The sequence below is a fragment of the Streptomyces sp. NPDC053493 genome, from assembly GCF_044544825.1.
GTDB lineage: Bacteria > Actinomycetota > Actinomycetes > Streptomycetales > Streptomycetaceae > Streptomyces.
On record NZ_JBITXS010000014.1, the window covers coordinates 92,339 to 118,975 of the forward strand.

At 74.1% G+C, this 26,637-nt stretch carries 22 protein-coding genes; 12 read left to right on the top strand and 10 right to left on the bottom strand.

The genetic code is table 11. The annotated features are described in order from the left end of the window. Nucleotides 1–24: 24 nt before the first annotated feature. The 3 genes from ACIGO8_RS30335 to ACIGO8_RS30345 form a co-directional block, all read right to left on the bottom strand. Complete coding sequence (locus tag ACIGO8_RS30335) at nucleotides 25–615, bottom strand: Dps family protein (RefSeq protein WP_399737317.1); 591 nt, start codon at nucleotides 613–615, stop codon at nucleotides 25–27. A gap of 85 nt (nucleotides 616–700) precedes the next feature. After that, on the bottom strand, nucleotides 701–1,255 hold the full coding sequence (locus ACIGO8_RS30340) for a DoxX family membrane protein (protein ID WP_399737319.1): 555 nt from the start codon (nucleotides 1,253–1,255) through the stop codon (nucleotides 701–703). A gap of 6 nt (nucleotides 1,256–1,261) precedes the next feature. Continuing rightward, the gene (locus ACIGO8_RS30345; protein WP_399737321.1) at nucleotides 1,262–1,924 is read right to left on the bottom strand and encodes a hydrolase; all 663 of its coding nucleotides are present in this window, start codon (nucleotides 1,922–1,924) and stop codon (nucleotides 1,262–1,264) included. A gap of 220 nt (nucleotides 1,925–2,144) precedes the next feature. On the opposite strand from ACIGO8_RS30345, the gene htpX reads away from it, so the two are divergent. The 4 genes from htpX (at nucleotide 2,145) to ACIGO8_RS30365 (ending at nucleotide 8,418) form a co-directional block, all read left to right on the top strand. After that, a complete protein-coding gene (htpX, locus tag ACIGO8_RS30350) occupies nucleotides 2,145–3,056 on the top strand; it encodes a zinc metalloprotease HtpX (protein WP_399737323.1) in 912 nt (303 codons plus the stop codon). Between the two features lie 39 nt (nucleotides 3,057–3,095). Next, nucleotides 3,096–3,707 carry a hypothetical protein gene (locus ACIGO8_RS30355; RefSeq protein WP_399737325.1) on the top strand — a complete coding sequence of 204 codons (612 nt, stop codon included), beginning with the start codon at nucleotides 3,096–3,098 and terminating at the stop codon, nucleotides 3,705–3,707. 137 nt (nucleotides 3,708–3,844) lie between these two features. Continuing rightward, complete coding sequence (locus tag ACIGO8_RS30360) at nucleotides 3,845–5,968, top strand: SpoIIE family protein phosphatase (RefSeq protein ID WP_399737327.1); 2,124 nt, start codon at nucleotides 3,845–3,847, stop codon at nucleotides 5,966–5,968. Then, on the top strand, nucleotides 5,965–8,418 hold the full coding sequence (locus ACIGO8_RS30365) for a SpoIIE family protein phosphatase (RefSeq protein ID WP_399737329.1): 2,454 nt from the start codon (nucleotides 5,965–5,967) through the stop codon (nucleotides 8,416–8,418). Before ACIGO8_RS30360 ends, ACIGO8_RS30365 begins: the two co-directional genes overlap by 4 nt. 70 nt (nucleotides 8,419–8,488) lie before the next feature. Here ACIGO8_RS30365 and ACIGO8_RS30370 read toward each other — a convergent pair whose 3' ends face one another. Beyond that, complete coding sequence (locus ACIGO8_RS30370; protein ID WP_399737331.1) at nucleotides 8,489–8,929, bottom strand: MarR family winged helix-turn-helix transcriptional regulator; 441 nt, start codon at nucleotides 8,927–8,929, stop codon at nucleotides 8,489–8,491. Nucleotides 8,930–9,064: 135 nt separating this feature from the next. Here ACIGO8_RS30370 and ACIGO8_RS30375 point away from each other — a divergent pair, with 135 nt between their 5' ends. Then, entirely contained in the window at nucleotides 9,065–10,612 is a 1,548-nt protein-coding gene (locus ACIGO8_RS30375; protein ID WP_399737333.1) for an MFS transporter, read from the top strand. A gap of 95 nt (nucleotides 10,613–10,707) precedes the next feature. On the opposite strand, the gene ACIGO8_RS30380 is transcribed toward ACIGO8_RS30375, so the two are convergent. From ACIGO8_RS30380 to ACIGO8_RS30390, 3 genes are all read right to left on the bottom strand, one after another. After that, entirely contained in the window at nucleotides 10,708–12,105 is a 1,398-nt protein-coding gene (locus ACIGO8_RS30380) for an APC family permease (protein ID WP_399737335.1), read from the bottom strand. 328 nt (nucleotides 12,106–12,433) lie between these two features. Beyond that, a complete protein-coding gene (locus ACIGO8_RS30385; RefSeq protein WP_399737337.1) occupies nucleotides 12,434–12,853 on the bottom strand; it encodes a molybdopterin-binding protein in 420 nt (139 codons plus the stop codon). A gap of 165 nt (nucleotides 12,854–13,018) precedes the next feature. Further along, complete coding sequence (locus ACIGO8_RS30390) at nucleotides 13,019–15,184, bottom strand: SpoIIE family protein phosphatase (RefSeq protein ID WP_399737339.1); 2,166 nt, start codon at nucleotides 15,182–15,184, stop codon at nucleotides 13,019–13,021. A gap of 200 nt (nucleotides 15,185–15,384) precedes the next feature. On the opposite strand from ACIGO8_RS30390, the gene ACIGO8_RS30395 reads away from it, so the two are divergent. After that, nucleotides 15,385–15,792 (top strand): YciI family protein, encoded by a 408-nt coding sequence (locus tag ACIGO8_RS30395; protein WP_399737341.1) that lies wholly within the window; start codon nucleotides 15,385–15,387, stop codon nucleotides 15,790–15,792. Nucleotides 15,793–15,800: 8 nt separating this feature from the next. Next, the gene (locus tag ACIGO8_RS30400) at nucleotides 15,801–16,943 is read left to right on the top strand and encodes an RNA polymerase sigma factor (protein ID WP_399737439.1); all 1,143 of its coding nucleotides are present in this window, start codon (nucleotides 15,801–15,803) and stop codon (nucleotides 16,941–16,943) included. Between the two features lie 28 nt (nucleotides 16,944–16,971). Here the strand turns inward: ACIGO8_RS30400 and ACIGO8_RS30405 are convergent, their stop codons facing one another. Continuing rightward, nucleotides 16,972–18,975, bottom strand: a complete 2,004-nt coding sequence (locus tag ACIGO8_RS30405) for a heavy metal translocating P-type ATPase (RefSeq protein ID WP_399737343.1) — start codon at nucleotides 18,973–18,975, stop codon at nucleotides 16,972–16,974. 93 nt (nucleotides 18,976–19,068) lie between these two features. Here ACIGO8_RS30405 and ACIGO8_RS30410 point away from each other — a divergent pair, with 93 nt between their 5' ends. The 5 genes from ACIGO8_RS30410 to ACIGO8_RS30430 all read left to right on the top strand — a co-directional run bounded on the left by ACIGO8_RS30410 (nucleotide 19,069) and on the right by ACIGO8_RS30430 (nucleotide 24,843). Further along, entirely contained in the window at nucleotides 19,069–19,461 is a 393-nt protein-coding gene (locus tag ACIGO8_RS30410) for an ArsR/SmtB family transcription factor (protein ID WP_399737345.1), read from the top strand. Nucleotides 19,462–19,660: 199 nt separating this feature from the next. Continuing rightward, on the top strand, nucleotides 19,661–22,717 hold the full coding sequence (locus ACIGO8_RS30415; RefSeq protein ID WP_399737347.1) for a tetratricopeptide repeat protein: 3,057 nt from the start codon (nucleotides 19,661–19,663) through the stop codon (nucleotides 22,715–22,717). A gap of 119 nt (nucleotides 22,718–22,836) precedes the next feature. Continuing rightward, nucleotides 22,837–23,028, top strand: a complete 192-nt coding sequence (locus ACIGO8_RS30420) for a hypothetical protein (RefSeq protein WP_399737349.1) — start codon at nucleotides 22,837–22,839, stop codon at nucleotides 23,026–23,028. A gap of 46 nt (nucleotides 23,029–23,074) precedes the next feature. Further along, nucleotides 23,075–23,905 carry a proline hydroxylase gene (locus ACIGO8_RS30425; RefSeq protein ID WP_399737351.1) on the top strand — a complete coding sequence of 277 codons (831 nt, stop codon included), beginning with the start codon at nucleotides 23,075–23,077 and terminating at the stop codon, nucleotides 23,903–23,905. Nucleotides 23,906–24,003: 98 nt separating this feature from the next. Continuing rightward, entirely contained in the window at nucleotides 24,004–24,843 is an 840-nt protein-coding gene (locus ACIGO8_RS30430; RefSeq protein WP_399737353.1) for a PhzF family phenazine biosynthesis protein, read from the top strand. Between the two features lie 131 nt (nucleotides 24,844–24,974). Here ACIGO8_RS30430 and ACIGO8_RS30435 read toward each other — a convergent pair whose 3' ends face one another. Beyond that, nucleotides 24,975–25,451 carry a RidA family protein gene (locus ACIGO8_RS30435; protein ID WP_399737355.1) on the bottom strand — a complete coding sequence of 159 codons (477 nt, stop codon included), beginning with the start codon at nucleotides 25,449–25,451 and terminating at the stop codon, nucleotides 24,975–24,977. A gap of 129 nt (nucleotides 25,452–25,580) precedes the next feature. Next, nucleotides 25,581–26,585 (bottom strand): hypothetical protein, encoded by a 1,005-nt coding sequence (locus tag ACIGO8_RS30440; RefSeq protein WP_399737357.1) that lies wholly within the window; start codon nucleotides 26,583–26,585, stop codon nucleotides 25,581–25,583. Between the last annotated feature and the right edge of the window lie 52 nt (nucleotides 26,586–26,637).

A 26,637-nucleotide genomic window follows, 5' to 3' on the forward strand; every position in this document is an offset into this window, starting at 1 on the left:
CCAGCGGGCGTGGCCGGCCGTGCGTCAGGCGTGGACCAGCGGGGTGTCCACGAGGTGCTCGGCGAGGAACCACACCTGTGCCTCGCCGGTGCGGATGACCTCGGAGACGAGCAGGTCGGTGCTGCCCTCGTCGCCCTCGGCCGAGATCCGCGCGGCGGCGTCGCGCGCGTCGATCAGGATCCGCTCGTGCGCGTCGAGGAGCCGGGACAGCATGACGGGGACCGGCTCGACGCCGTCCGGCGGCCGGGGAACGCTCGTCAGCTCGGCGACGTGCCGCGGGTCTCCGACGGCGACGCCGCCGAGGCTCTGGACCCGCTCGGCGAGCGCGTCCACGACGGCCAGTTGGGCCTCCGCGTGCTTGTCGAGCATGAGGTGCAGCGAGTAGAAGGTCGCCCCGCGCATCAGCCAGTGGTGCTTCTTGTAGAGGGAGTAGAGGATCTGGGTGTCGGCGAGCACGCGGTTGAGCCGCTGGCAGGCGTACATCCGGGTGTCGTGGCCGAGGCCGATCGGCAGCTGCTTGAGCGTGCCGAACGCCTGGGTCTCGGCGCCCTGCTGGTGCAGCAGCGGCTGCCCGCCGCCGTGCGGGGAGGCGGTGGTGGTCGTGGTGGTGTCCATCGATGTCTCCTGGGAGGAAGGTGGGTGGACCCGGCCGCCCGGGCGGGGGGCGTGGGGCGGCCGGGCCCGGTCCGGTGGCTCGCGCTCAGCGCCCGCCGGCGGCGGGCGGCGCGGGCTGCGGCGCGGAGGCCGGGGCGGGATCCGGCGCCGGGGCCGGGTCGGGGCGGTGCAGGACGAGCCGGGTGAGCAGACCGCTGCCGAGGCCGGCGACGAGCGCGACGGCGGCCCACCACAGCGGGTACGGCGTGAGGCCGAGGGCCGCGTCGAGGGACCAGGCGCCGGGTCCGGTGGCGGCGAGCGCGGCGGCGGTGCCGATGAGGACGAGCGGGTACTCGTAACCGTCGTTCTGCACCCACAGGCCGTGGCGCCATTTGACGGTGAGCGCGACCGTCATCACGCCGACGGTGCCGGTCGCGGCGAGCGGGGTCAGCAGTCCGGCCGCGAGCAGCAGGCCCGAGCCGATCTGACCGCCGCCGGCCGCCAGCGCGGTCAGCGCGCCGCCGCGGAAGCCGTCGGCGCGGAACTCCGCCGTGCCGCCGTCGAGTCCCCTGCCGCCGAGGTGCCGGCTGACTTTCTGCACGCCGTGGCCGGCGACGAGCAGTCCCACCAGCAGACGCAGGATCAGAATGCCGGTGTCCACGGGAGGTCAGCCGGCCGCGTGCGCGCCGATGACGCTCTGCGCGTACACCACGCCGAGGCCGTAGGCGCCCGCGTGGGCCTTGACGATCTCCATGACGGCGCCGTACGTCTCCTGGCGCGCCCAGTCGCGCTGCAGCTCCAGGAGCACCTGCACCCAGGTGACCGGCACCGCGCCGGCGGCCACCATCCGCTGCAGCGCGTGCTCGTGGGCGGCCGGGCTGACGCCGCCGGAGGCGTCGGAGACGACGTACACCTCGTATCCCTGCTCCAGCGCGGAGAGCGCGGGCAGCACGAGGCAGACCTCGGTCCACAGGCCGGACAGGACGATCTTCTTCCGTCCGGTGGCCTTGACGGCGGCGACGAGCGCCTCGTCCTCCCAGGCGTTCATGGTCGTGCGGTCGATGATCTCGTGCTTCGGGAAGACCTCGGCGAGCTGCGGCAGCAGCGGCCCGGAGAACGACTCGGCGGCGACGGTGGTCAGGACGGCCGGGACGTCGAAGGCACGGGCCGCCTTGGCGAGGCCGACGGTGCTGTTGATGATCGCGGCGCGGTCGCCGCTGCCGGTGCCGAAGAACATCTGGGGCTGGTGGTCCACGAAGAGCATGACCGCGTTGTCGGGCGTGAGGAGGTCCGCGCTCGGGGCGGCCTGTACCTGGGTGGCGTCGAACATGAGGGGTCCTTCCGGAGCGTTCGGGAGCGTGGCCGCCGCCTGCGCGGCCGGCCAGGACCCGAACGTACGGCCGGTGCGCGGGGCCGACTTTGCGCCGCGTGCCCAGGAGTTGGCACGACAGCGCACTCCTCGCCGCAGGGCGCACACTGGCAGGAGGAGGCACGGACGGTTCAGGCGTCAACGAACCGGACGGGCCGTGGAGCCGGAAGAGGGTGCCGGGATGGCCGGAAGTCGGTCGCGGTCGCGCTACGCCCCTGACCGGGGACTCTCCGCCCGCATGGCGACGACGATGTTCCTGATCGGGCTGCTGTACGTGGTCTTCGTCGGCGTCCTGACGGTGCTGCTGCGCGGGTCCTGGCCCGTCGTCCTGCTGGTGGCGGGCGCGCTGTTCGTCGGGCAGTTCTGGTTCAGCGACAAGGTCGCCGCGCTGGGCATGGGCGCGCGGGACGTCACCCGGGAGGAGGCTCCGGGGCTGCACGGCACGGTGGACAGGATCTGCGCCCTCGCCGACATGCCGAAGCCGCGGGTGGCGATCGCGGACAGCGACGTGCCCAACGCCTTCGCCACCGGCCGCGGCGAGAAGACCGCCTTGGTCTGTGTCACGACCGGGCTGCTGCGCCGCCTGGAGCCGGACGAGCTGGAGGGCGTCCTCGCCCACGAGATGTCACACGTGGCGCACCGGGACGTCGCGGTGATGACGGTCGCCTCGTTCCTCGGCGTCCTCGCCGGGATGATGACCCGGGTGGCGCTCTACAGCGGTGTCGGCCGGAGCCGGGACAGCAACGCCGCCGCGGCCGTGATCCTGGTTCCCGTGGTCAGCGGCGCCGTCTACGTGCTCAGCTTCCTGCTGACCCGGGTGCTCTCGCGCTATCGCGAGCTGGCCGCCGACCGGGCCGCGGCGCTGCTCACCGGCCGGCCCTCGGCCCTGGCCTCGGCGCTGACCAAGGTCAGCGGCGAGATGGCGCGGATCCCGACGCGGGACCTGCGGAAGGCGGAGCCGTACAACGCGTTCTGGTTCGCGCCGGCCTTCTCCTCGAAGGAGAGCCTGAGCCGGCTGCTGTCCACCCACCCCACCCTGGAACAGCGGCTCGACCAGCTGGCCCGGATCTCGGCCGGGCTCGGCGGCGCCTGAGGAGAAGCAGCACCACGCGGACGGAGGCTGACGACGGCCATGGGACTCCTGGACACCCTGCTCGGGCGCAGCAGGCCGGTACGGCCCGACCTCGACCGGCTCTTCGCGCTGCCCGCCGCCGCGCTGACCCTTCAGGCGGGCACCGGCCACGTCCCGACGGGCGCCGGCTCGGTCTGCTTCGCGGGCGTGGAGGGCGGCGCCTTCACCCGGCTCAAGGAGGAGGTACGGGAGCTGCTCGACGTGGACGAGGGCGCGGGAGCCGCTCCCGTGGCGTTCACCCGGGACGCGTACGGCTACACCTGGCTCTCCGCGCGCCGCCCGGCCGACGACCTCGTGGCCCTGGTCAACGACCTCCACGCCGTGAACACCCTGCTCCAGGAGGCCGGATTCGGTCCTCAGCTGCTGTGCTCACTGACCGCGTTCCGGGCCGGCCCGGCGGACGAGGACCACCGTGGCCACGACCTGGCGCTCGTCTACCTCTACAAGCGCGGCACCTTCTACCCGTTCGCGCCGCGCTCGGACGGCGCGGAGTCCCGCGACAACGCCCTGGAACTCCAGGTCAGAGCCCTGCTCGCGGGCGATCTCGCGATGGAGCCGGACCTGGAGCGCTGGTTCCCGGTCTGGGGCGCGCCCGGCCTCGGACCCGCCTGACGTCTCCCCGCCTCGAGCCCTTCTGCTCCCGCCCGCCCAGGCAGCTCCCGGCCACGCCGCGCCGTCGCGATCGCGCGATGCGTGAGGCACCAGGATGATGGAGGGGACCCATGGGACGGAGGAGGGATGCGGTCTGGATGAGCACGGCGGATCTTCCGGCCGACCCGGATGCGGCGAGCGCCGAGTTCGCCATGGAACCCGGCGGGCTGCTCGACGTTCTCGGAGTGGCCGCCGTCGTCCTGGACGCGCAGGGGCGGATCGTGCTGTGGAGCCCGCAGGCGGAGACGGTCCTCGGATACCCGGCGGCCGAGGCGCTCGGCCGGCCGGCCGTCACCCTGCTGGTCGAGGAGCGTCACCAGGACCTGGTGCTGTCCCTGTTCGACCGGGTGATCTCGGGGAACACGCCGTGGGCCGGTGTCTTCCCGGTGCGCCACAAGGACGGCCGTACGGTCCCGGTCGAGTTCCGCAACACCCGTCTGGAGGACGACCACGGGCGGCTCTACGCGCTCGGTCTGGCCGCCGACCGGGCGACCGTGCGCCGGGTGGAGCAGGATCTCGCGCTGTCCTCGCGGCTGGTCGCCCACTCCCCCGTGGGCCTGGCCGTGCTGGACCTCGACCTCAGGTTCGTCCTGGTCAATCCGGCCCTCGAGCGGATCGACGGCCGGCCGGCCGCCGCTCATCTGGGGCGCACGTTCGGCGAGGCCGTGCCGTCGCCGGACGCCGAGGCGGTGGAGGCGGCGTTCCGGGAGGTCCTGGAGACCGGCGTGCCGGTGCCGGACAGGAGCGTGCGGGGGCCCGTCGGCGCCGACGGCGAGGAGCCGGTGTGGTCGATGGCGCTGTACCGCCTGGAGACGCGGGGCCGGCGGGTGGTCGGGGTCGCCGCGTCGGTCGTGGACGTCACGGACCAGCACCGGGCGGCGCGGGCGGCCGCCCGGGCCAAGCGCCGCCTGGCGGTGATCGCGCACGCGTCCGAGAAGGTCGGCACCACGCTGGACCTGGACCTGACGGCGCACGAACTGGCGGATCTGGTGGTGCCGGAGTTCGCCGACATCGCGGCCGTGGACGTGCTGGAGGACATCCTGAGCGGCCCGCACCGGGGCGGGACGGCGACGCAGTCCTCGGGGCCGGCGGTGTTCCGCGCGCTCGCGGTGGAGGCCGCGTATCCGACGCCGGCGCGGCAGGCCGCCGACCCGGTCGGCACCCCGGCGCGTTACGGCGCCGAGCGGCTGGTCACCCGCTGTGCGCGCACCGGCCGGCCGGTGCTGGTCGAGCACGTCACGGACGGCGACATGGCCCGGATCGCCCGGGACCCGCCCGCCGCGGCGCTGCTGCGGCAGGCGGGCGTCCACTCGTACCTCGCCGTGCCGCTGCGGGCCCGGGGCGTGGTGCTCGGGGTGCTCGACCTCAAGCGGACGCGCAACTCGCTGCCGTTCGACCGCGACGACGTCCTGCTGGCCGGGGAACTGGCCGCCCGGGCGGCGGTCGCCATCGACAACGCGCGCTGGTACCGGCAGCAGAGCCAGGCGGCGCTCGCGTTGCAGCGCCATCTGCTGCCGCACGGTCCGGCGCTGCTGAACGGCCTGGAGGCGGCCTACCGCTATCAGCCGGCCTCCGCTGCGGTCGAGGTCGGCGGGGACTGGTTCGACGCGATCCCGCTGGCGGACGGCAAGACCGCGCTGGTGGTGGGAGACGTGATGGGCAGCGGCATCAACGCCGCGGCGACGATGGGCCAGGTGCGCACCGCGGCGCGGACGCTCGCCGGGCTCGGTCTCGCGCCGTCCGTGGTGCTCACGCACCTGGACCGGACGGTCGCCGACCTGGGCGAGGCCATGGCCACCTGTGTGTACGCGGTGTACGACCCGCGGCGCAGGAGCTGCCGGATCGCCAACGCGGGGCATCCGCCACCCGTGCACGTCCCGGCGGACGGCCCGGCCCGGCTGGTCGACCTTCCCACCGGCGCGCCGCTGGGAGTGGGCGGCGTGCCCTTCGAGACCAGGGAGATCCCGTTCGCGGCGGGTGACGAGCTGGTGCTGTACACCGACGGTCTGGTCGAGACCCGTGACCAGGACATCGATGTGCGCCTCGCGGCCCTCACCGGGCTGCTCGACGGCCCGTCGCGGCCCCTGGAGGAGACCTGTGACCTGCTGCTCGGCGCCTTGCGGGGCCCCGACGACCATGACGACGTCGCCCTCCTGATCGCCCGGTCCCGGCCGGGGCCGGGGGGCGGCGGAGCGGACGGCGCGGAGGAGGTGACGCCGTGAACGGTCTCCCGGACCCGGGTGCCGGCATCCTGCCCTACGCCGAGTACAGCGCCGGGGCCCTGGTCGACGGCCGTGGGCGGATCGCCGGCTGGACGCCGGAGGCCCAGGCGCTGCTGGGGCGGCCGGCCGCCGACGTCGTCGGCGTTCCGGCGCGTGCGCTGCTCGCGGACCCGGCGGTGTGGCCGGCGCTGGCGCAGGCGTACGCGGGCGGGGTCCGGGGCGGCGAGACGGTGCTGCGCTCGGCGCGGGGCGAGGAACTGCCGGTGGTCTTCCAGACCTTCGACCTCGCGGGCGACGGCGCGGCGGCCGGCGGTCCGGGGCCCGCGGTGGGCGGCGGGGCGGGCTGTTTCGTGCTGGCGGCCCCGGCGTCGCTGGTCACCGGCTGGCACCAGGACCGGGCCTTCGTGCGGGAGCTGTTCCTGCAGGACGGGGTGGGGCTCGCGGTCTTCGACCCGGCGCTGCGGCTGCTGCGGACCAACACCCATCTCCTGCCGTACACCGGTGTGCCGTCCGATCTGAGCGGGCGGCGGCTGGGCGACTTCCTGTGGGCCCAGGACGCGGCCGCGGTCGAGGAGAAGCTGCACCGGGTCCTCGCGACGGGCCGGCCGCTGATCCAGGCGGAGGAGCTGCTGCGGACCCTCGACGACCCGGCCGGCGGTGTGATCATCGCGATCTCGGCGTTCCGTCTGCAGGCGCCCGACGGGCGGGTCCTCGGGCTGACCGCGCTCTTCACGGACGTGACCGAGCTGCGCCGCTCGGGCGCGCGGCTGGCGCTGCTGCACGGGGCCACGGCCCGGGTCGGCGGGACCTTGTCGGTCGCGGAGATCGGCCGGGAGCTGGCGGACGCCCTGGTGCCGGGGCTCGGCGAGCTCGCGCTGGTGGAGATCGCGGACGCGGTGCCCCAGGGCGAGGAACCGGTGCCCGACCGCGACGGGCGGCTGCCGTTGCGGCGTACCGCCGTGGCGGGCGAGCCCGCGACCGAGGCGGCCGAGGGTGCCGGGGCCGGCGGCGCCGGCGAGGCACCGGACGTGGTCCTGGTGGCGTTGGACGAGGGCGGGGCCGAGGCCGGGGCCGGGGCGGCGGACGGGGTGGTGGTCGGCGGGCATCCGGTGAGCATGACGGCGCCGCTGCGCGCACGGGGCGTGCCGCTGGGCCGGGTGTCGGTGGGCCGGGGCGCCGAGCACGGCCCGTACGAGACGGCCGACCGGGACCTACTGCGTGAGATCGCCGACCGGGCGGCCCTCGCGCTGGACAACGCCCGCCGCTTCACCCGCGAGCACCGCGCGGCCGTGGGTCTCCAGCGGAGCATGCTGCCGCCCACCCAGACCGAGACGGTGGCGGCGGCCACGGCCGGCGTCTATCTGCCGGCCGACACCAAGACGGGGGTCGGCGGGGACTGGTTCGACGTGATCCCGCTGTCCTCCGGGCGGGTCGCCCTGGTCGTCGGGGACGTGGTCGGCCACGGTCTCGCGGCCACGGCCACCATGGGCCGGCTGCGCACGGCCGTCCGGACGCTGGCGGACCTCGACCTCGAACCGGACGAGCTGCTCGCGCACCTCGACGACCTGGTCACCCAGCTCCTCGCGGAGCCGGAGGAGACGGCCGGCGAGGACACCGAGGGCGATCCGGACGACGCCTGGCGCATCCGCCATCCCTCCTCGCCCGCCGGCGCGACCTGCGCGTACGCCGTCTACGACCCGGTCTCGCGGCGGTGCACGGTGGCGTCCGCCGGCCACCCGCCGCCCGCGCTCGCGGAGCCGGACGGCAGCGTGTCCTTTCTGCAGGTCGACCCGGGTCCTCCGCTGGGCGTGGGCGGTCTGCCCTTCGAGGCGACGGAGGTCGAGCTGGCCCCGGGCAGCGTCCTCGCGCTCTACACCGACGGGCTGATCGAGCGGCTCGACGGCGACCTCGACGCGGGCATGGCCGATCTGGCCGGTTGTCTGTCCCGGCCCGGCGCCCTCGACCTGCCGCTGCGCCTGCTCGGCCGGGAGATCGTCGCGGGCCGGCCGGCCGACGGGCTCGACGACGACGTCACGCTGCTGCTCGCCCGTACCCGGGCCGTGGCCTTCGAGGACACGGCCTCGTGGCGGGTGGAGGCGGATCCGGCGGCGGTCGGCCCGGTGCGCGAGGCCGCCGCGGCGCGGCTGCGGGAGTGGGGCCTGGAGGAGCTGGTGTTCACCACGGAGCTGGTGCTGAGCGAACTGGTCACCAACGCCATCCGGTACGCGGGAGGGCCGGTCGACGTGCGGCTGATCCGCGCCGGGCGGCTGATCTGCGAGGTCTCGGACCCGAGCGCCACCCATCCCCGGATGCGGCGGGCGCGGCTGACGGACGAGGGCGGCCGGGGACTGTTCCTGGTGGCGCAGCTGACCACCCGCTGGGGCAGCCGCTACAGCCGCAGCGGCAAGACGATCTGGGGCGAGCAGGAGATCCCGCCGGCGCGGGGCTGACGGGCTCTGCCCGCGGCCCGGCCGGCGGACGTGCCGGGCCGGGCCGCAGGCGGAGCCGGTCGGGGCCTGGTCAGCCGCTCTTCTCCATGCCCGGGCGCAGGCGCTGCAGGAGGGCGTAGAGGGTGCCGCTCTCGGCCGGGGTGAGGGTGTCGAGGGCGCCGTGGGTGGTCTGCATCTCCTCGCGGACGCGCCGGACGGTCTCGCGGCCCTCGTCCGTCACGACCACGTTCTTGACGCGCCGGTCGGCCGGGTCGGGCTCGCGGCGCACGAGTCCGCGCGCCTCCAGACGGTCCACGATGCCGGTCACGTTGGACGCGTCGCAGACGAGGAGGGTGGCCAGGGCGCGCATCGGCAGCGGGCCGTCGAGCTGGGCCAGGAGCTTGGCCTGGGTGGGAGTCAGTCCCTGGTGGGTCGCGGCGGCCGCGAAGTCGCGCCACTGGGCCGTGCCGATGGCGGCGAGCAGCTCCAGGAGCTGCGGCTTGGTGGGGTTCGCCTGGGTGGTCGGGCTCATGCCTGGAGCGTACTCAAGGTGTTTCACATTATCAATTATTTACTTGACCAGCTTAAGTATCTCCGCCTACTGTCGGCGAGGTACTTGATGACGTCAAACATCTAGGCCCTGAAGCACTGAGAAGGTCCTGCCCCCATGAGCAACGCCACCCCGCCCGTCAACGGACAGCGCCGTGAGACGGTCATCGTCTTCGCGCTGAGCCTCGCCGCCATGGTCGTGTCGATGATGCAGACCCTGCCGGTCCCGATCCTCGGCCTCATCCGCACCGACCTCGGCACCTCCGCCGCGAACGTCAGCTGGGTGACCACGGCCACGCTGCTGTCCGCCGCCGTCTTCACGCCGCTGCTCGGCCGCTTCGGAGACCAGCACGGCAAGAAGCCCACCCTGGTGGCCGTCCTCGGCGTGATGGTCGCCGGCTCGGTCGTCGCGGCCCTCGCGAGCTCACTGCCGCTGCTCATCGTCGGCCGCGTCCTCCAGGGCGCCGCCACCGCGATCTTCCCGCTCGCCCTGTCCGTGCTGCGCGAGGAGGTGCGCCCGCAGAAGCTGCCCGGCGCCATGTCGCTGGTCAGCGGCACCCTCGCCTTCGGCAGCGGCCTCGCGCTCGTCGCGACCGGTCTGCTCACCTCCGGTTCCGGCGCGGACTACCGCAACGCCTTCTGGATGGCGACCGGCTTCGCCGCCCTCGCCCTGCTCGCCGTGGTGTTCCTGGTCCCGGCCACCCGCCACAAGACCGGCGGCCGCACCGACTTCCTCGGCGCGCTGACCCTCGGCATCACGCTGCTGCTGCTCCTGCTGCCCGTCTCCCAGGGCCACGAGTGGGGCTGGACCTCCGCCCGCACGCTCGGGTCCTTCGCCGGCGCCGCCGTCATGACCGTCGTCTGGGTCCTCACCGAGCTCAAGGTCCGCGAGCCGCTCGTCGACATGCGCATGTTCGTGCACCGGCCCGTCCTCATGGCCAACCTGGCCGGCGTGCTCGTCGGCTTCGGCATGTTCGCCAACTTCCTCGGCGTCTCCTACCTCGCCCAGATGCCCGAGGCCCTCACCGGCTACGGCTTCGGGGCGTCCATCCTGCGCGCCTCGGTGGAGTTCCTGCTGCCCGGCGCCATCGTGTCGCTGCTCGCCTCGCCCGTCGGCGGCCAGCTCGTCCGCCATCGCGGCCCGCGTACGGCACTGGCCCTCGCCGCCGGTCTGGGCGCCCTGGGCTTCGCCTGGCTCGCCCTGGACCACGCGCACACCGCCTCGGTGATCGGCGCCGGTGTCGTCGTCGGCGCGGCCGTCAGCTTCGGCTACGCGGCCATGCCCGCCGTGATCATGGCGAGCGTGCCGCACCACCAGAGCGGCATCGCCAACGGCATCAACTCCATCTCCCGCTCCACCGGCAGCGCGATCGGCAGCGCCGTCGTGACCACGATCCTGGCCTCGCAGACCATCGAGCACCTCCCGGCCGGCGTGCCGGCGCTGCCCGCGGAGTCCGGCTTCACCCTCACCTTCTGGGTCGGCGCGGTGGCCTTCGCCCTGGTGGCGGTCATCGCCCGGTTCGGCCTGCGGGCGCGCCGGGAGGCTCCCGCCGGACAGGCTCCCGCCGCGCCGGTGGTCGCCACGCCCGACGTCACCACGCCCGACGTCACCACGCCCGACGTCACCACGTCCGACGTCACCAAGGCCGCCGAGCCCGCGGTCTGAGCCGCCGCGGCGGCGCCCGAGGCACACGCGGAAGGCCGGGGCGGCGGGAGCCGCCCCGGCCTTCCGGGGTGATCACGTGGCGTTCGCGGGCGGAATCAGGCCTGCTCGTCCTCGGGGATGCTGACCAGCCAGCGGGTGTCGCGGCGCGGCCGCAGGTACAGCGCCCAGTAGAGGGTGGCCACGGCGGTGATGCCGCCGGTCCACAGCAGGTACTCGGTGTCCTGCATGTACAGCACGTAGGCCAGGACGCCGATCAGCAGCAGCGGCACCGCCGGCCACAGCGGCATCCGCCAGGCGGCGACCTCGCGGTGCGCGCCCCGGCGGCTGAACAGCGCCGCGACCGCGACCAGCAGGTACATGCCGGTGACGGAGACGCCGGTGACGCCGTAGAGGGTGTCGAGGTTGACGAAGCACAGGGCCGCGCCGGGCACGCCCACGACGAGGGTGGCCACCCACGGGGAGCCGAAGCGGCCGAGGCGGGACAGGGCGTTGTTGACCGGCTCCGGCCAGGCCTTGTCGCGGGCGGAGGCGAACAGCACGCGGGAGTTCTGGATGACCATGACGATGCCGGCGTTGATGATGGCCAGCGCGACGCAGAGGCTGATGAAGGTGCCGACGGCGGAGTTGGACCAGGCGGTGATCATGCCGCTGATGTCACCGCCGGCCAGCGTCTCGAGGTCACCGGAGCCGAGCGTGATGGCGACGACGGGCACCAGGATGACGGCGGTGGAGATGGCCAGGGTGGCGAGCACGGTGCGGGCCACGGTGCGGCGCGGGTTCTCCAGCTCCTCGGAGAGGTAGACGGCCGTCGAGAAGCCCTGGGTGACGAAGAGGGCGATGGCGAGTCCGGAGACGACCATGGCGCCGGTGACGAGCGAGTGCCCGCCGCCCTCGCCCACGACCTGGCCGTGCACCAGCGCGCCGGCGCCGCGCTCGGAGTGGGCGAAGCCGAGGATCGCGACGATGCCCGCGGCGACCACCTCGAGCACGAGGAAGATGCCGGTGATCCAGGCGTTGGCGCGCAGGTCGAGCAGGCCCGCGAGGGTGGCGAGGAGCATCACGCCGGCGCCCGCGACGGGGGCCGGGATGTGCACCAGCGGTGCGAGGTAGTCGGCGGTTCCCATGGCGATCACGGGTGGCACGATCATCACGACCAGCAGGGACAGCACGAACACCAGCCAGCCGGCCAGGCGGCCCGACAGGGTGGAGACGATGGCGTACTCGCCGCCCGCGCTCGGGATCAGGGTGCCGAGCTCGGAGTAGCAGAACGCCACGCCGATACAGAGCAGCGAGCCGATCGCGATGGTCAGGGCGGCGTAGGTGCCGACTCCCTCGAAGAGGTCCGGGACGACCACGAAGAGGGTCGAGGCGGGCGTCACGCACGACAGCGTCAGCAGCGTGCCGCCCACGACACCGATGGAACGCTTGAGTTTCTGCGGCACGGGTTCCGTCTGCGGTGCCAGGGCGTGCGGTGCGCTGAGGGTGTCGGTCATCAGGCGGTTCCGATCGGTACGAGAGGTGTTTCCGAGCGGGAGCGGTATCGCCTCCGAGGCGGCTGGTGATCAGGTGGTCCGTGGCTCCCGGGCTGAATGGAAGCCCGGGCGGAACCGCAGGTCAATGCCTCGTCCGGTGCGGAATCCGTTGTTCCGACACGCCGTGACGGGGCCGGGGGACGTCAAGAACGCGTCAAGACGGCCGAAACGCTCCGTGCGGGAACCGCAGCGGGTCCGGCAGGACTTTTCCCGCGCTTTACCCCAGGTCCGCTCCGTGGCCGGCGCCGCGCCACCGGACCGGCCGGTGGCACGGCGTCACGGCGGGCGGTCAGGCGGAGGCGAGGGAGATCTCGGTCGCCTTGATCAGCGCGACGACGGACGTGCCGGCCGCCAGGCCGAGGTCCTCGACGGCGTCCTTGGTGATCGCGGCGGTCAGCTCGCCGCCCTCGACGGAGACCTTCACCGAGCCCATGGCGCCACCGGTCGACACCTCGGTGACCGAGCCCGCGAGCTGGTTGCGGATGGAGATGCCGTCGACCGGGCCCGTCGCGAGGGCGACCTCGGTGGACTTCACCAGCGCCTTCACCGCGGAGCCGGCGGCCAGGCCGAGGTCGGTGACGGCGTCGGCGGTGATCGCGGCGGTGATGTCCTGCCCGCCGGACAGGCGCACCTTCACGGACGCCATGGCCTCGCCGGAGGTCACGTCGGTGACGGTGCCGGGCAGCTGGTTACGAATGGACAGGGTCATGGAGAACACGCCTCACAAAGCCGGGGACGAGCAGTCGTCACTTCTGTGACCTGCATGATCACGACGCTAGCCGCGCGGCGCGCGGCGCTCCCGACACGCGTCGCATCCACCAGCCGAACGGCCGTCATCACCTCGCGCCTTCGGCGACTCCGCCACACGGCCGGCTCAGGGCTCGCGGCGTACGAGGAGGAGGGCGACGTCGTCGATGCGGTGGGCGACCTGTTCGGCGTGGCCGGTCAGACTCCTGGCGACCTCGTCCAGATCCGCGGACCGGGACCGGGCGAGGCGGTCGGCGAGGTTCGCCATGGCGGTGCCGATGTCGAGGCCGGGCGCCTCCACCAGGCCGTCCGTGTAGAGGGCCAGGACGGAGCCGGGTGCGAAGGGCAGCTCGGTCGTCCCGTACTCCGCCTCCGGCGTGATCCCGAGGAGCAGCCCGGGCGTGATGTCGAGGACGTCCGTGCGGCCGTCGGGCCGGCGCAGCAGCGGCGGCGGGTGTCCCGCGGTCGCGAGCCGGAGGCGGCCCTGGGCGAGGTCGAGCTCGGCGATCAGACAGCTGGTGAAGCGGTCCGGGTCGAGCTCGGTCAGGAGCCGGTTGGTGCGGGCGAGGATGTCGCCGGGTGACGCGCCCGCCGTCGCGTGGGCGTGCACGGCCGTCCGTACCTGGCCCATGAGCGCCGCGGCGGTGGTGTTGTGGCCCTGCACGTCGCCGATGACGGCGATGACGGTGGCGGGCGTGGCCGGGATGAGGTCGTAGAAGTCGCCGCCGATGTCCATGCCGTGGCCCGCCGGAAGGTAGCGGGCGGCCACCGACACGCCCGGGACCGGCGGCAGGCGGTGCGGCAGCAGCCGGTTCTGGAGGCTGTGGGCGAGGGAGTGCTTGGCGTCGTAGAGCCGCGCGCGGGCGAGTGCCTGGGCGATCAGGCCGGCCAGCGAGGTCAGCAGGGCCCGCTCGGCCGAGGGGAAGGGCCGCGGCCGGTCGTACGAGAGGATGATCGAGCCCACGGGGCGGCCGGAGGCGATCAGCGGCAGGAAGGCCCAGGCGTTGCGGTTCTCGTAGCGCGGCGCGGTCGGGTGGGCGCGGCGGAGGTCCTCGTAGGTCGGGAAGAAGACGGGCAGGCCGGTCTCGAGCACCTGGACGTCGGCGACCTCGGCGGTCAGCGGCTTGCGGTCGAAGCGTTCGATGAACTCGCGGCCGTATCCGCGGTGGCCGATGACCCGCAGCCGGCCCTCGTCGACGGTCATCAGGACGAAGCCCTGGGGCCCGAGGGCGGGCACGATCTGGTCGGCGGCGAGTTCGACGACCTCGTGGACGCCGGCCGCCTCGGTCAGGGACGCCGCCAGGTGCATCAGCTGGTACACGGCGGAGGCTCCGACTGCCTCGACCGGCGTCGGCGGCACCGTGACGGTCCGCGGGCCGTTCTCCGCGGCCGCCTCCTCCTCGCCGGGGCCCTCGAGCCGGGTGATGTGGACGCTGATGCCGGTGGTGTCCGGGTACAGCGTGAACAGCAGCCGGGTGGCCGGGCCGCGGGTGAGGACGAGCGACGTCGGGCGGCGGGCCACCACCGCCTCGCGGTAGCGGTCCTCGAAGGCCGGGTCGTTCAGCCACAGCAGCACCTCCCAGGGCCGCCTGCCCATCAGGGCGGCGGCGCCGGCGCTCAGCAGCTCGGCCGCGGCGCTGTTGAGGAAGGTGATGCGCCCGTCCAGGTCCAGGGCGCAGCAGCCGACCGGCAGCCGCTCCGCGAAGCCGACCGCCGCCGCGCCGAGCGCCGGGTCCGTCGCGGAGGGACGGGTCGGGCTCACGACGCGGGGCTCGGCGGGATGGGGCGGCGGCGGGTCCTGGTCGGCCGCCCGGCGCAGCAGTCGTGCGGCGCGCCGCGAGCAGTCGTCGAGCGCCGCGCGCTCGCGCGCGTCGAGCTGGGGCGGATGCCACACCGGCCACAGCAGGACGATGCCGCCCCACACCGTGGTGTCCTGGGCGGCGGTGTCGTCGGCGATGGGCAGGGCCGCGAGCATGAACTCGTACGGCAGGACGATGCCGAGCCGCGGATAGCGGTGGGCGATGTCCTCCCGGCCCTCCAGCCACACCGTCCGGCGGTCGCGGATGGCGTCGGCCACCGGGATGGGAGCGTCGGCCGGGATACGGACCCAGGGCCCGGCGATCTCCCGGGACACGCCGGACACCAGGACCAGGCGCAGCATGCGGTCGCCGGGAATCAGCAGGTAGACGAGACCGATGGAGGCCCCGGTGGCTCCCATGACGTCGGCGAGGACGGCGTCCATCTGCCCGCTGCCGAAGACGTCCTCGGTGTCCGCATCCGTGGACCCTGCCATGTACCGGACCTTACGTCGCCGTGCCCGGGCCCGCTCGACGGCCCGGCCCGGACGGAGCAGGGGCCGCCCGGGCCTCCTGTCACGGGGCGCGGAAAAAGTTCCGGAGGAAATCCTGGCGGGGATGTCGAGAATCCGTGGCCCGCTCCGTCCCAGGGGTGAACGCGGCCACAATGGGTCGCGACGCACCGAGGAGAGACACGATGGCCAAGTACCTGCTTCTCAAGCACTACCGCGGCGCTCCGGCTCCGGTGAACAACGTGCCCATGGACCGGTGGACGCCCGAGGAGATCTCGGCGCACATGCGGTACATGCACGACTTCGCGGCCCGGCTGGAGAAGACCGGCGAGTTCGTCGACGGTCAGGCGCTCGCTCCGGAGGGGACCTGGGTCCGCTACGACGGCGAGGGGCGCCCGCCGGTCACCGACGGGCCGTTCGCCGAGACCAAGGACCTCATCGCCGGCTGGATGGTGATCGACGTCGACAGCCACGAGCGCGCCGTCGAGCTGGCCGGTGAGCTGTCGGCGGCCCCGGGCGCGGGCGGGAGGCCGATCCACGAGTGGCTGGAGCTGCGCCCGTTCCTGAGCGCGGCGCCCACCGTCACGGAGTGACCGCTTCGATGGACGAGGCACTGCTGCGCAGCCTCACACCGGGCGTCCTCACCGTCCTCGTCCGTCGCGGAGCAGACTTCGCGGCGGCCGAGGACGCGGTGCAGGACGCGCTGGTCGAGGCGGTCCGCGGGTGGCCGGCCGACCCACCGCGGGACCCGAAGGGCTGGCTGGTCACGGTGGCCTGGCGCAAGTTCCTGGACGCGACCCGGGCGGACGCCTCCCGCCGCCGGCGGGAGGAGCTCGTCGACGAGGAGCCGGCGCCCGGGCCCGCGCCCGCGGTGGACGACACGCTGCACCTCTACTTCCTGTGCGCCCATCCGTCGCTGACGCCGTCGTCCGCGGTCGCGCTCACGCTGCGCGCCGTGGGCGGCCTCACCACCCGGCAGATCGCGCAGGCCTACCTGGTGCCCGAGGCGACCATGGCGCAGCGGATCAGCCGGGCCAAGCGCACCGTCTCCGGTGTGCGTCTCGACCGGCCGGGCGACGTCGCCACCGTGCTGCGCGTCCTCTATCTCGTCTTCAACGAGGGCTATTCCGGTGACGTGGACCTCGCCGCCGAGGCCATCCGGCTCACCCGGCAGCTCGCGGCCCGGATCGACCACCCCGAGGTGGCCGGGCTGCTCGCCCTGATGCTGCTCCACCACGCCCGGCGCGCCTCCCGGACGGCGCCGGACGGGAGTCTGGTGCCGCTCGCCGAACAGGACCGCGGCGCGTGGGACACGGCGTCGATCGCCGAGGGCGTCGGCATCCTTCAGGCGGCCCTGGCCCGCGACCGGCTGGGCGAGTTCCAGGCCCAGGCCGCCGTCGCGGCGCTGCACGCCGACGCGCCCACCGCCGAGGAGACCGACTGGGTGCAGATCGTCGAGTGGTACGACGAGCTGCTGCGGCTGACCGACAGCCCGGTGGTCCGGCTCAACCGCGCCGTGGCCGTGGGCGAGGCCGACGGCCCGCGCGCCGGCCTGGCGGCGCTCGCGGCCCTCGACGCCTCGCTGCCCCGCCACACCGCGGCGGCGGCGTATCTCCACGAGCGCGACGGGGACCTGGCGACGGCGGCGCGGCTGTACGCCGAGGCCGCCCACAAGGCACCCAACCTCGCCGAACGCGACTACCTGACCCGCCGGGCGGCCCGCCTCCACACCCACGGACGATGACCGGCGGCGGCGAGCGGTAGGACGGAGGCTAGGCCCCGGCGTCGCCGGCGGGTCGGGCGGTGGGGTCCGTGCCGGGCCAGGCGGCTTCGCGCAGGAGACGCAGGCCGTTGAGCGCGACGACGACGGTCGAGCCCTCGTGTCCGGCTACTCCGAGCGGGAGCGGCAGGGTGCCGACGAGGTCCCAGGCGACCAGGGCGGTGATGAACGTTCCGGCGATCGCGAGGTTCTGGACGACGAGACGGCGTGCGCGGCGCGCGAGGGCGACGGCGGCGGGGACGGCGGCCAGTTCGTCGCGTACGACGACGGCGTCGGCGGTCTCCAGGGCGAGGTCGGAGCCGGCCTCGCCCATGGCGATCCCGGCGTGGGCGGCGGCGAGGGCCGGCGCGTCGTTGACGCCGTCGCCGACGACGAGGACCCGGCGGCCCTCGGCCTCCCAGGCGCGGACGGCGGCCGCCTTGTGCTCGGGCAGCAGTCCGGCCCGTACCTCGGTGATGCCGGTCTCGGCGGCCAGGTGTCGTGCCGCGCGCTCGTTGTCGCCGGTCAGCAGCACCGGGCCGCGGCCGGTCAGCCGGGCGAGCGCGGCGACGGTCGCCCGCGCGTCGGGCCGCGGCCGGTCGGCGATGCCGAGCACGCCGACGGGCGTGCCGTCGCGCCGTACGACGACGGCGGTCCGCCCGGCGTCCTCCAGCGCGGCGACCACGTCGTCGTGGGCGTCGGCGGCCGGGAGGCGGGACGGGGCTCCGACCTGGACGGTGCGGCCGTCGACGGTGGCGGAGACGCCCAGGCCCGGGAGCGACACGAAGTCCTGCGCGGCCGGCCACACCAGTCGCCGTTCGCGGGCGGCGTCGACGACGGCGCGGGCGAGCGGGTGTTCGCTGGGGTGTTCGGCGGCGGCCGCGAGCCCGAGGAGGGCGTCGGGGCCGAGGCCGCTGCCGGGCGCGGGCAGGACGTCGGTGACGCGCGGAGTGCCTTCGGTCAGGGTGCCGGTCTTGTCGAGGGCCACGAGGTCGGTCCGGCCGAGGCGTTCCATGACGACGGCGGACTTGACGAGCACGCCGTGCCGCCCTGCGTTGGCGATCGCGGACAGCAGGGGCGGCATGGTGGAGAGGACGACCGCGCACGGCGAGGCGACGATCATGAACGTCATGGCGCGGGTCAGGGCCGTCGCGAGGTCGTCGCCGAGCGCGAGCGGGACGGCGAAGACGGCGAGGGTGGCGACGACCATCCCGACGGAGTAGCGCTGCTCGATCCTCTCGACGAACAGCTGGGTGGGCGCCTTGGTCCGGGACGCCTCCTCGACCATCCTCACGATCCGCGCGATCACCGAGTCGGACGGGTCGCGTCCGACGCGTACGCGCAGGGCGCCGGTGCCGTTGACGGTGCCGGCGTACACCTCGTCCCCGGGGCGCTTGGCCACCGGCAGCGGTTCGCCGGTGATCGTGGCCTGGTCGACGTCGCTCGTCCCGGCGAGGACGAGGCCGTCGGCTCCGATGCGCTCCCCGGGCCGTACGAGGATCGTGTCGCCGACCTCCAGCCGGGCGGCTTCGACGGTCTCCTCGACTTCGTCGCCCTGCTCGGTCCCGGCGCCGGCGAGGCGGGTCGCGGTGGCGGGAGCGAGATCGAGCAGGCCGCGCACGGAGTCCGCGGTCCGCGCGGTCGCGAGCGCTTCCAGGGCGCCGGAGGCGGCGAAGATGACGATCAGCAGCGCGCCGTCGAGGAACTGCCCGATCGCGGCGGCGCCGAGGGCCGCGACCACCATCAGCAGGTCGACGTCGAGCGTCCTGTCCCCGAGGGCCTTCAGCCCCTGCAGGCCGGGCTCCCAGCCGCCGGTGACGTACGTGGCGGCGAACAACGGTCCCCACAGCCAGGCCGGAGCGCCGAGCAGGTGGAGCGGCAGGGCGAGGAGGAACAGCAGCAGCGCCGCCAGGGCCCAGCGGGCCTCCGGCAGGGCGAGGACCCGCGTGCGGCGCCGCGTCGGCGCGGAGCGCGGCCCGGCGGCCGGGGAGGGCCGCCGATCCAGCACAGAAGACATGACAAAGGGACCCTTCACTGGCGGACGGGGCAACACGGCCACCATACAGGAACATATGAACAGGTCTTCAGATGTCATCAGTATGATGGTTCCATGGGCCACGGAACCGCCACCACGGGCAAAGCCACCACGCGCGAGCGCCTCGACGCCGTCGGCACCGCCGATGTCGCCGCCACCCTCCAGGCCCTCGCCACGCCCTCGCGGCTGCACATCCTGGCCCGGCTCCAGGAGGGCCCGTGCTCGGTCGGCGACCTCGCCGACGCCGTCGGCATGGAGGCCTCGGCGTGTTCCCACCAGTTGCGACTGCTGCGCAACCTCGGCCTGGTCACCGGCGAGCGTCACGGCCGTTCGATCGTCTACGCGCTGTACGACAGCCATGTCGCCGAACTCCTCGACCAGGCGCTCTTCCACGTCGAACACCTCCGACTGGGTCTGCGCGACGCCTCCGCGACGCCGGCCGAGGAGTCCACGGGCGCCGGACGATAGGGCCGCCGGTACCGGACGGCTCACCGGACGGCAGGGCCGCGGGCGCCGGACGGCAGGCCGCCCGCTCTCTCCCTTCAGCGACCGTGTGTCTCGTTATGGCCCCTTCGGTCGCCCCTCGTGCATCATTGACGCGACAACTGCTTCATCTGCGATCGAACTGACTCTCCTTCAGCACACCTTCTGATTGCGGAGGTTCGCGATGACGTCGACGCGCGTCCACCTCGTGCTGGTGCACGGGCTGTTCTCCTCCGCGAAGGTCTGGAAGGCGTTCGAGGAGCTCGTCGACGGCGACCCCGAACTGGCCGGCTGGGTCAGCGTCCACCCGTTCTCGTACGACTCCCCGCTCGTCCGGCTGCGGCCCGACCGCCGGGTCGCGGAGACCGACGACGTCGCCGACCAGTTCGGGACCTTCCTGGAGACCGAACTGGCCGACGCCGAGCGGATCGTGCTCGTCACCCACAGCCAGGGCGGTCTGGTCGTGCAGCGGTTCCTGGCGCGGAAGCTGTGGAACGGCGAGGGCCGCGAGCTGGCGCGGATCAAGCACTTCACCATGTTCGCCTGCCCCAACACCGGCTCCGGCTTCTTCCTCACCGTGCGCAAGGCGCTCACGCTCTGGCGCAATCCGCAGGAGCAGCAGCTGCGGCCCTTCGACCGGGCGGTGACCGAGGCGCAGCGCACGGTGCTGAGCTCGGTGGTGCACGCCCGCGAGCTCAGCGACAAGGAGTGCCCCATACCGGTGCGGGCGTACGGAGGCGCGGCCGACGACATCGTGCCGCCCGTCGTGGCGCGCGGTGTCTTCCCCAAGGGCGGTGTGGTCACCGCGGACCACTTCAGCATCGTGCAGCCCGCCGACCGCACCGCCACCACGTACCAGGCCGTGCAGCGCGCGCTGCTCGAGGTGGCCCGGGAGGCCCGGGAGGAGCGCGAGCGGGAGCGGCAGGCCGCGGCGCACGAGGCGTCGGAGCCCTCGCCCACGCGCCCCGGCCCCCTTACCGGCCCTCTCGCCCCCACCACCGCCGTCTCCGCCACCAGCGGTCTCGTCTCCGACACAGGCCCCACCGCCGCTCCCGCTCCCTTCGCACCCTCCCCCGCCGTCCCTCCGACGCCGCTGCCCGACCCGGACCTCGCCGCCTTTCCGCCGCCGCCGTACGGGCGGCTGGCCGACGGCCAGCTGAAGGGCAAGGACCGGCTGAGCCTGGTCGCCTCGCTGCTGTCCGAGGAGGCCCGCCGGCAGGTGCACGTGGTGGCCGGGCTCGGCGGGTCCGGGAAGAGCCGGATCGCCCTGGAGGCCGCCGACCGCGCACGGCGCGCCGGGCACCGGGTCTGGTGGGTGTCGACGCCCGAACTCAGCCTCCGGATGCGGATGATCGCCCGCGACCTGGGCGCCCCGTCGATCACGGTGGAGCGGGCCTGGCTCGTCGGCACGGCCATGGACCTGGTCTGGACGCTCCTCGACGCCTGCCCCGAGCCCTGGCTGCTGATCTTCGACAACGCCGACGACCCGGAGCGGCTCGGCCCGCCCGACGCGCCCGTCGCCCACGGCACCGGCTGGCTGCGCACGCCGAAGAACGCCCAGGGCACCGTGATCGTCACCAGCCGGGTGCGCAGCCGCAGCGCCTGGGGCGACGCCAGCCGGATCCACCAGGTCCTGCCGCTGGACGAGAACGACGGCGCCTCCATGCTGCTCGAGCGGACCGGTGGCCTCGGCGGCACCAACGAGGACGCGCGCCGTCTGTCGCGGCAGCTGGGCGGGCTGCCGCTGGCCCTGCGCCAGGCCGCCGACGTGATCAAGGCCGTGCACGAGAGCCGGATCCGGCTGGACAGCGACATCAGGGACTTCGAGACCTTCCGCCGTGTGGTCGACCGCGTGGTCGAGCCCCGGGGTGACGCTCCCGCGGGCCAGGACGGCCCGCACCTCACCGAACTCCTGGGCCGGGAGATCGTGGAGAAGGTCTGCGGCATCGGCATGGACCTGCTGACCCAGCACGAACTGCCGCAGGCACCGGCCCTGTTGAAGGTCTTCGCCTGCCTGAGCATCGCCCCCATCCCGTACCGCTGCCTGCTCTCCGGCCCGGCCCTCGCCCAGTCCCCGCTCTTCCCCGGCACGCCCGGCTCGCTGCGGGACGCGCTCAAGGGCCTGGAGGAGCTCGGTCTCGTGGACGCGTACGAGCGGGAGGGCGTCACCGACCACGACCTGTCCGGTGTCCTCACCCTGCATCCGGTGGTCCACGGCGTGCTGCGCGAGGACGAGGAGGTGCGCAAGCGGCCCGCCGACCACTACGGTCTCGCGCTGCGCATGCTGCTTTCGGCCACCCACCTGCGCAATCCCGACCACCCTGCCAACTGGCCGCTGTGGGCGGCGCTTTCGCCGCACGCGCTGGAGGTCTCCCGGACCTGCCTGCTCGGCGACCTCCGGTTCAACGACCGCACCGTGCGCACCGAGGCCCTGGAGCTGGCCCGGCTGACCGCCCGCTACCTCATCGCCACCGGACTGCTCGGTCCCGCCCACGCGCTGGTGTTCCCGCTGGTCGAGCGGTGCGCCTCGTACGGCTTCGACCCGGACGACCGGGAGATCCTCGGCCTGCGGCACGAGCAGGGCCGCATCCACCTCGACCGGGAGCAGCTGAGCCTGGCCGAGGAGGTGCTCACCCGGGTCGTGGCGGTGCGGACCGCGATCCTGGGCGAGAACGACGCCGACACGCTCGCCAGCCGGCACAAGCTGGCCCGCGCGATCAACGAGCAGGCCGGGCGGGAGGGCGAGGCGGAGGTCCTGCTGCGTTCCATCGTGGAGGCGGAGAACCAGGTCCGCGGCCCGGAGCACTACGACACGCTCGTGGTGCGCCACACCCTGGCCCGGACCATGCTGGCCCTCGGCACGCACGCCGAGGCCGAGGCGGAGGCCCGGCAGATCCTGGCCATCAGCCGCCGCAACCACTGGCCGCCCGCCACGCCCGAGACGCTGCGGGTGCGCGAGACGCTCACGCACGCGCTGCTGGCCCAGGACCGCGCCGAGGAGGCGGAGGAGGTCATCTCGGGGGCGCTGCGGGACGCCTCCCAGCCCCAGGACTCCAACCTGGTGATGCGGCTGCGCTACACGCATGTGCTCGTGCTGCTGGGCATCCGAGGGCGTACACCCGAAGCGGTGAACGCGCTGCGCGGACTCGTGCACGACCTCGACCGGGTGGTGACCTCGGACCATCCGTTGTCGGTGCAGGCCAGGGGAACGCTGGAGCGTGTGCGGGAGATGCCGACCTGAAACCTCCTTTCCGCGGCGGCCGCCCCGAAAGTTCACCGGGCACGGTGGGCTTGCGCGTAGCCTGACGGTGCCTCACCCTGTGTGACGCGTCCCTTCCCGAAACGTTCGGAGGTCCGCCGATGACTTCTCGCCCCACCGATCCCTACGACGACGAGTCCCTGACGTGGGGCGCACCGGGGAGCGAGCTGGAGGAGATGCAGGCCGAGTTCGGCCGGCAGGTCGCGATGGAGGCCCTGGAGGCCGGACGCCAGGCACTCGAACTCGACGCGAAGACCGCGTTCCGCACCACCAGTGGAGCGCAGACCGGATAGGCGCCGCTCTTTTCCGCTGTCTTTCTGAATGCCGGGGGGCCGACGAATGACCTCAGGGAACTTCACGCAGGACCTGCCGCCGACCGCCTTGCACGATCCGTTCTTCCGCGCCGCCTGCGCGCCCGCCTTCACAAGGGGGCTGCTCACCGGCCTCGCCGCCGGGCGGTACGCGGCGGTCCGGGTGCCCGGTTTCCTGTCCGCGGAGCGGTGCGCGGAGGTGCTCGCGGCGCTGGAGGAGCGGGAGTTCGACTCGTACGGCAAGGCCCGCGTCCAGCCCCGGGTGATGCGGTTCGGCGTGGGCGTCAGCGACCACATGGCGGCCGGCGGCGTCGCCGACAGCTATTGGCCGGCGCTCGAGAGCCATCACGAGGCCTGGCGGGGGCTCGGCCTCTCCTTCGATCCCTTTCTCGCCTGCCGGGAGGGGCTCGGCGCGCACTGGCCGGGCGGTGTCGCGGTCGGCCGCCGCGGTGGGCGGGAGCTCGGCGCGGGCGTGGCCAGGGAGCCCAACGACGGCTTCCGGGTGCACTTCGACGACTCGCTGCGCGAGTACGAGGAGGATCTCCTCGACGTGCCGCTGATCGGCCAGTTCGCCTTCAACCTCTACCTCAGCGTGCCTCCTTCGGGCGGTGAGACGGTCCTGTGGCGGCACCGCTGGCAGCCGGAGGACGAGGCGTACCGGCTGCCCGCCTCGTACGGCTACGACGAGGCGGTGGTGCGGGGCGCCGAGTCCCTGGAGATCGCCCCGCGGGTCGGCGAGGCGCTGCTGATCGACCCGCGGTACTTCCACGCGGTACGGCCCAGCCGGGGCGCCCGCAGAATCGCACTGGGATTCGCGGTGGGCCTCACGGCCTCCGGCGGGCTGCTCACCTGGGCCTGAACACCCCGGCGACCGGCCTCTTTCGGTCCCGTTCGCGCCAACTCCTGCCGCCTCGAAGGGCTTTGACGCCTGCGTGACGGAGCGGATACGTTCGGGCGATGGACATCCTGCGCTACGTGGCCTTCAGCACCGACCCGCTCGGCGGGAACCCGGCGGGTGTGGTGCTGAACGCCGCAGGCATCGACGAGGCGACGATGGCCGCCACCGCGGCGGAGGTCGGCTATTCCGAGACGGCGTTCGCCGTCCCGCGCGCCGACGGGACGCTCGACATCCGCTATTTCAGCCCGCAGACCGAGGTGCCGTTCTGCGGCCACGCGACCATCGCCACCGCCGTCGCCCACGCGCAGCGGCACGGTGTCGGCGAGCTGCTGCTGCACACCCAGGCCGGGCCGGTGCCGGTGTCCACCTCGGCCCGGCCGGACGGTTCCGTCGTGGCCACCCTGGTGAGCGTCGCGCCCCGCACCGAGAAGATCACCGACGAGGACCTGGCCGAGCTGCTCGCCGCCCTGCGCTGGAACGCGGCCGACCTGGACCCGGCCCTGCCGCCGCGGGCCGCCTACGCCGGCGCCTGGCATCCGGTGATCGCGGCCGCCGCCCGGACGCGCCTCGCGGACCTCGACTACGACATGGCCGCGCTCGGCGCCCTGATGGCGCGCCGGGACTGGGCGACCGTCGCCTTGGTCCACCGCGAGTCGGACACCGTCTTCCACGCCCGCAACCCGTTCCCGCCCGGCGGTGTCGTCGAGGACCCGGCCACCGGCGCGGCGGCCGCCGCCTTCGGCGGCTATCTGCGCGAGCTCGAACTCGTCGACCTGCCCGCCGTGCTGACGATCCACCAGGGCGTGGACATGGGGCGTCCGAGCCTGCTCACGGTGGGCGTTCCCGCCGAGCCGGCGAGCGGGATCGAGGTGACGGGCACGGCGGTACGCATTGGCTGAACGCCGTCACCGGGCGAGCGGCCCGCGCAGGGCCGGGCCCGGGATACGCCGCCGGGCCCCCGGGGCCGCGTCGCCGGGCCGGGCCAGGGGCACACCGTCGGGCCCCCGGGTCGCCCTCTTCGGCCTTTACGTCAGCGCGCCGCGTCCTCGACGACCTCGAGCACGATCTCGATCTCGACGGGCGCGTCGAGCGGCAGGATGTCCATCCCGACCACACTGCGCGCGTGCCGGCCTGCTTCGCCGAACACCTCGAGGAGCAGCTCGCTGGCCCCGTCGACCACCGCGGCCTGCCGGACGAACCCGGGCGCGGAGGACACGTATCCGACCACCTTCACCACCCGCACCACCTCCTCCAGCGGGGCGACCGAGTCCGCGGCCGCCAGTGCGGCCAGCGCACACTGGCGGCTCAGCTCCTTCGCCCGCTCCGCCGTCACCTCCGCGCCGACCCGGCCGGTCGCGGTCAGCTCCCCGCCGGTCAGCGGGATCTGCCCGGCGACGAAGACATGCCCGCCGCTGCGCACGGCCGGCACGTAGGCCCCCTTCGGGGGGCTCACCTCCGGCAGCCGCAGCCCGAGCCCGGCGAGCCGCTCACGGACGTCACTCCTCATGGCCCCTCCTGATGGGTGCTGACGGGCCCCATGCTCCCACCGCGCCGCCGCCGGCGGACCGTCTCGCCGGTTGTGGCGACGAGCACGGCGCGGCTGTGCTAGGCCGTGTGGACCGCTCCCCAGGCGGCCCTAGAGGACGCGCACGCCGGAGGCCGCCTGCGGCGCTCGGGCCTGGGCCGGGGCGAGCTGGCCGGTGGCGGCGAGGGCCAGGCGGGAGAAGAGGGTGCCGGAGAAGCCGAAGAGCAGGGCGATCGCCAGCGAGATCGGGCGCGCGGGAGCGCCCCAGGAGTTCTCCAGGAAGACCTGGCCGAGCACGTTGAGTTCCGGGTCGGCGAGCATGCGGACGAGGAGCAGACCGCCGGGCGCCGCGAGCGCCCCGCCCACCGGTGCGAGCACCAGCACGCCCCAGGAGGACGGCCGTTGGGCGCGCATGACGCCGATCAGCGGCGAGAGGAAACCGCCGAGGCCGCCGGCGAGCATGGACAGCCGGTGGTCGAAGACGAGGCCGATCAGCAGCGCCGCCCCGAGTCCGGTCAGCGCCAGCCAGAGCGCGGTGCGCTGGAGCTCGTACTCGCGCTCGAACTCGCCGTCCTCCTGGTCGTGGATCCGCTCGGTGGCGGCGACCAGGATGGCCCGCTCGGTCGCCGCCTCGCCCTCGTGGGCGGCGAGTTCCGCGGCGATCGCGTCGTTGACGGGGCCGGGTTCGGCGGCCAGGCGCAGCCGCAGGCCGCGGGCGCGCAGGGCGGTCTCCTCGGGATCCTCCAGGCGCAGGAGCCGCGTCTCCGCCTCGTGCAGGGTCCGCCAGGCGGAGGCGAGTTTGGAGAGCGGGATGGCCAGCACCCAGTGGCGCCGCAGCAGTCGCCAGACGACCTGGCCGTTGCGGTCGAGCGCGTCGAGGCGTTCGGTGACCGCGGCGAGGGCCGAGGCCGTGGCGGGTGACGGGTCCGTGCCGGCGGCGCGGAGGGTCTCGGTGAGGACCGTCACCCGGGCCCGGCAGTCGCCGATGCGGGCCTGGAGGAGCCGGTAGCGGGGTGCGGCGATCAGGCCCCGGCAGGTGATGTACACCACGACCAGATAGCACACGCAGACCAGCCATAACGCCCACCGGCCCTCGTGCAGCAGGTACGTGTCCATGATGTCCCCCGCCCCGGCCCGTAAGCCCTGCCTCCCGCTCACGACGTGCACC

Bases quoted from the DNA above. Each gene is read 5' to 3' on its own strand.
- ACIGO8_RS30335 (WP_399737317.1), bottom strand. From the start codon at position 615: ATGGACACCACCACGACCACCACCGCCTCCCCGCACGGCGGCGGGCAG.
- ACIGO8_RS30345 (WP_399737321.1), bottom strand. From the start codon at position 1,924: ATGTTCGACGCCACCCAGGTACAGGCCGCCCCGAGCGCGGACCTCCTC.
- htpX (WP_399737323.1), top strand. From the start codon at position 2,145: ATGGCCGGAAGTCGGTCGCGGTCGCGCTACGCCCCTGACCGGGGACTC.
- ACIGO8_RS30355 (WP_399737325.1), top strand. From the start codon at position 3,096: ATGGGACTCCTGGACACCCTGCTCGGGCGCAGCAGGCCGGTACGGCCC.
- ACIGO8_RS30360 (WP_399737327.1), top strand. From the start codon at position 3,845: ATGAGCACGGCGGATCTTCCGGCCGACCCGGATGCGGCGAGCGCCGAG.
- ACIGO8_RS30370 (WP_399737331.1), bottom strand. From the start codon at position 8,929: ATGAGCCCGACCACCCAGGCGAACCCCACCAAGCCGCAGCTCCTGGAG.
- ACIGO8_RS30375 (WP_399737333.1), top strand. From the start codon at position 9,065: ATGAGCAACGCCACCCCGCCCGTCAACGGACAGCGCCGTGAGACGGTC.
- ACIGO8_RS30380 (WP_399737335.1), bottom strand. From the start codon at position 12,105: ATGACCGACACCCTCAGCGCACCGCACGCCCTGGCACCGCAGACGGAA.
- ACIGO8_RS30385 (WP_399737337.1), bottom strand. From the start codon at position 12,853: ATGACCCTGTCCATTCGTAACCAGCTGCCCGGCACCGTCACCGACGTG.
- ACIGO8_RS30390 (WP_399737339.1), bottom strand. From the start codon at position 15,184: ATGGCAGGGTCCACGGATGCGGACACCGAGGACGTCTTCGGCAGCGGG.
- ACIGO8_RS30395 (WP_399737341.1), top strand. From the start codon at position 15,385: ATGGCCAAGTACCTGCTTCTCAAGCACTACCGCGGCGCTCCGGCTCCG.
- ACIGO8_RS30400 (WP_399737439.1), top strand. From the start codon at position 15,801: ATGGACGAGGCACTGCTGCGCAGCCTCACACCGGGCGTCCTCACCGTC.
- ACIGO8_RS30405 (WP_399737343.1), bottom strand. From the start codon at position 18,975: ATGTCTTCTGTGCTGGATCGGCGGCCCTCCCCGGCCGCCGGGCCGCGC.
- ACIGO8_RS30410 (WP_399737345.1), top strand. From the start codon at position 19,069: ATGGGCCACGGAACCGCCACCACGGGCAAAGCCACCACGCGCGAGCGC.
- ACIGO8_RS30415 (WP_399737347.1), top strand. From the start codon at position 19,661: ATGACGTCGACGCGCGTCCACCTCGTGCTGGTGCACGGGCTGTTCTCC.
- ACIGO8_RS30420 (WP_399737349.1), top strand. From the start codon at position 22,837: ATGACTTCTCGCCCCACCGATCCCTACGACGACGAGTCCCTGACGTGG.
- ACIGO8_RS30425 (WP_399737351.1), top strand. From the start codon at position 23,075: ATGACCTCAGGGAACTTCACGCAGGACCTGCCGCCGACCGCCTTGCAC.
- ACIGO8_RS30430 (WP_399737353.1), top strand. From the start codon at position 24,004: ATGGACATCCTGCGCTACGTGGCCTTCAGCACCGACCCGCTCGGCGGG.
- ACIGO8_RS30435 (WP_399737355.1), bottom strand. From the start codon at position 25,451: ATGAGGAGTGACGTCCGTGAGCGGCTCGCCGGGCTCGGGCTGCGGCTG.
- ACIGO8_RS30440 (WP_399737357.1), bottom strand. From the start codon at position 26,585: ATGGACACGTACCTGCTGCACGAGGGCCGGTGGGCGTTATGGCTGGTC.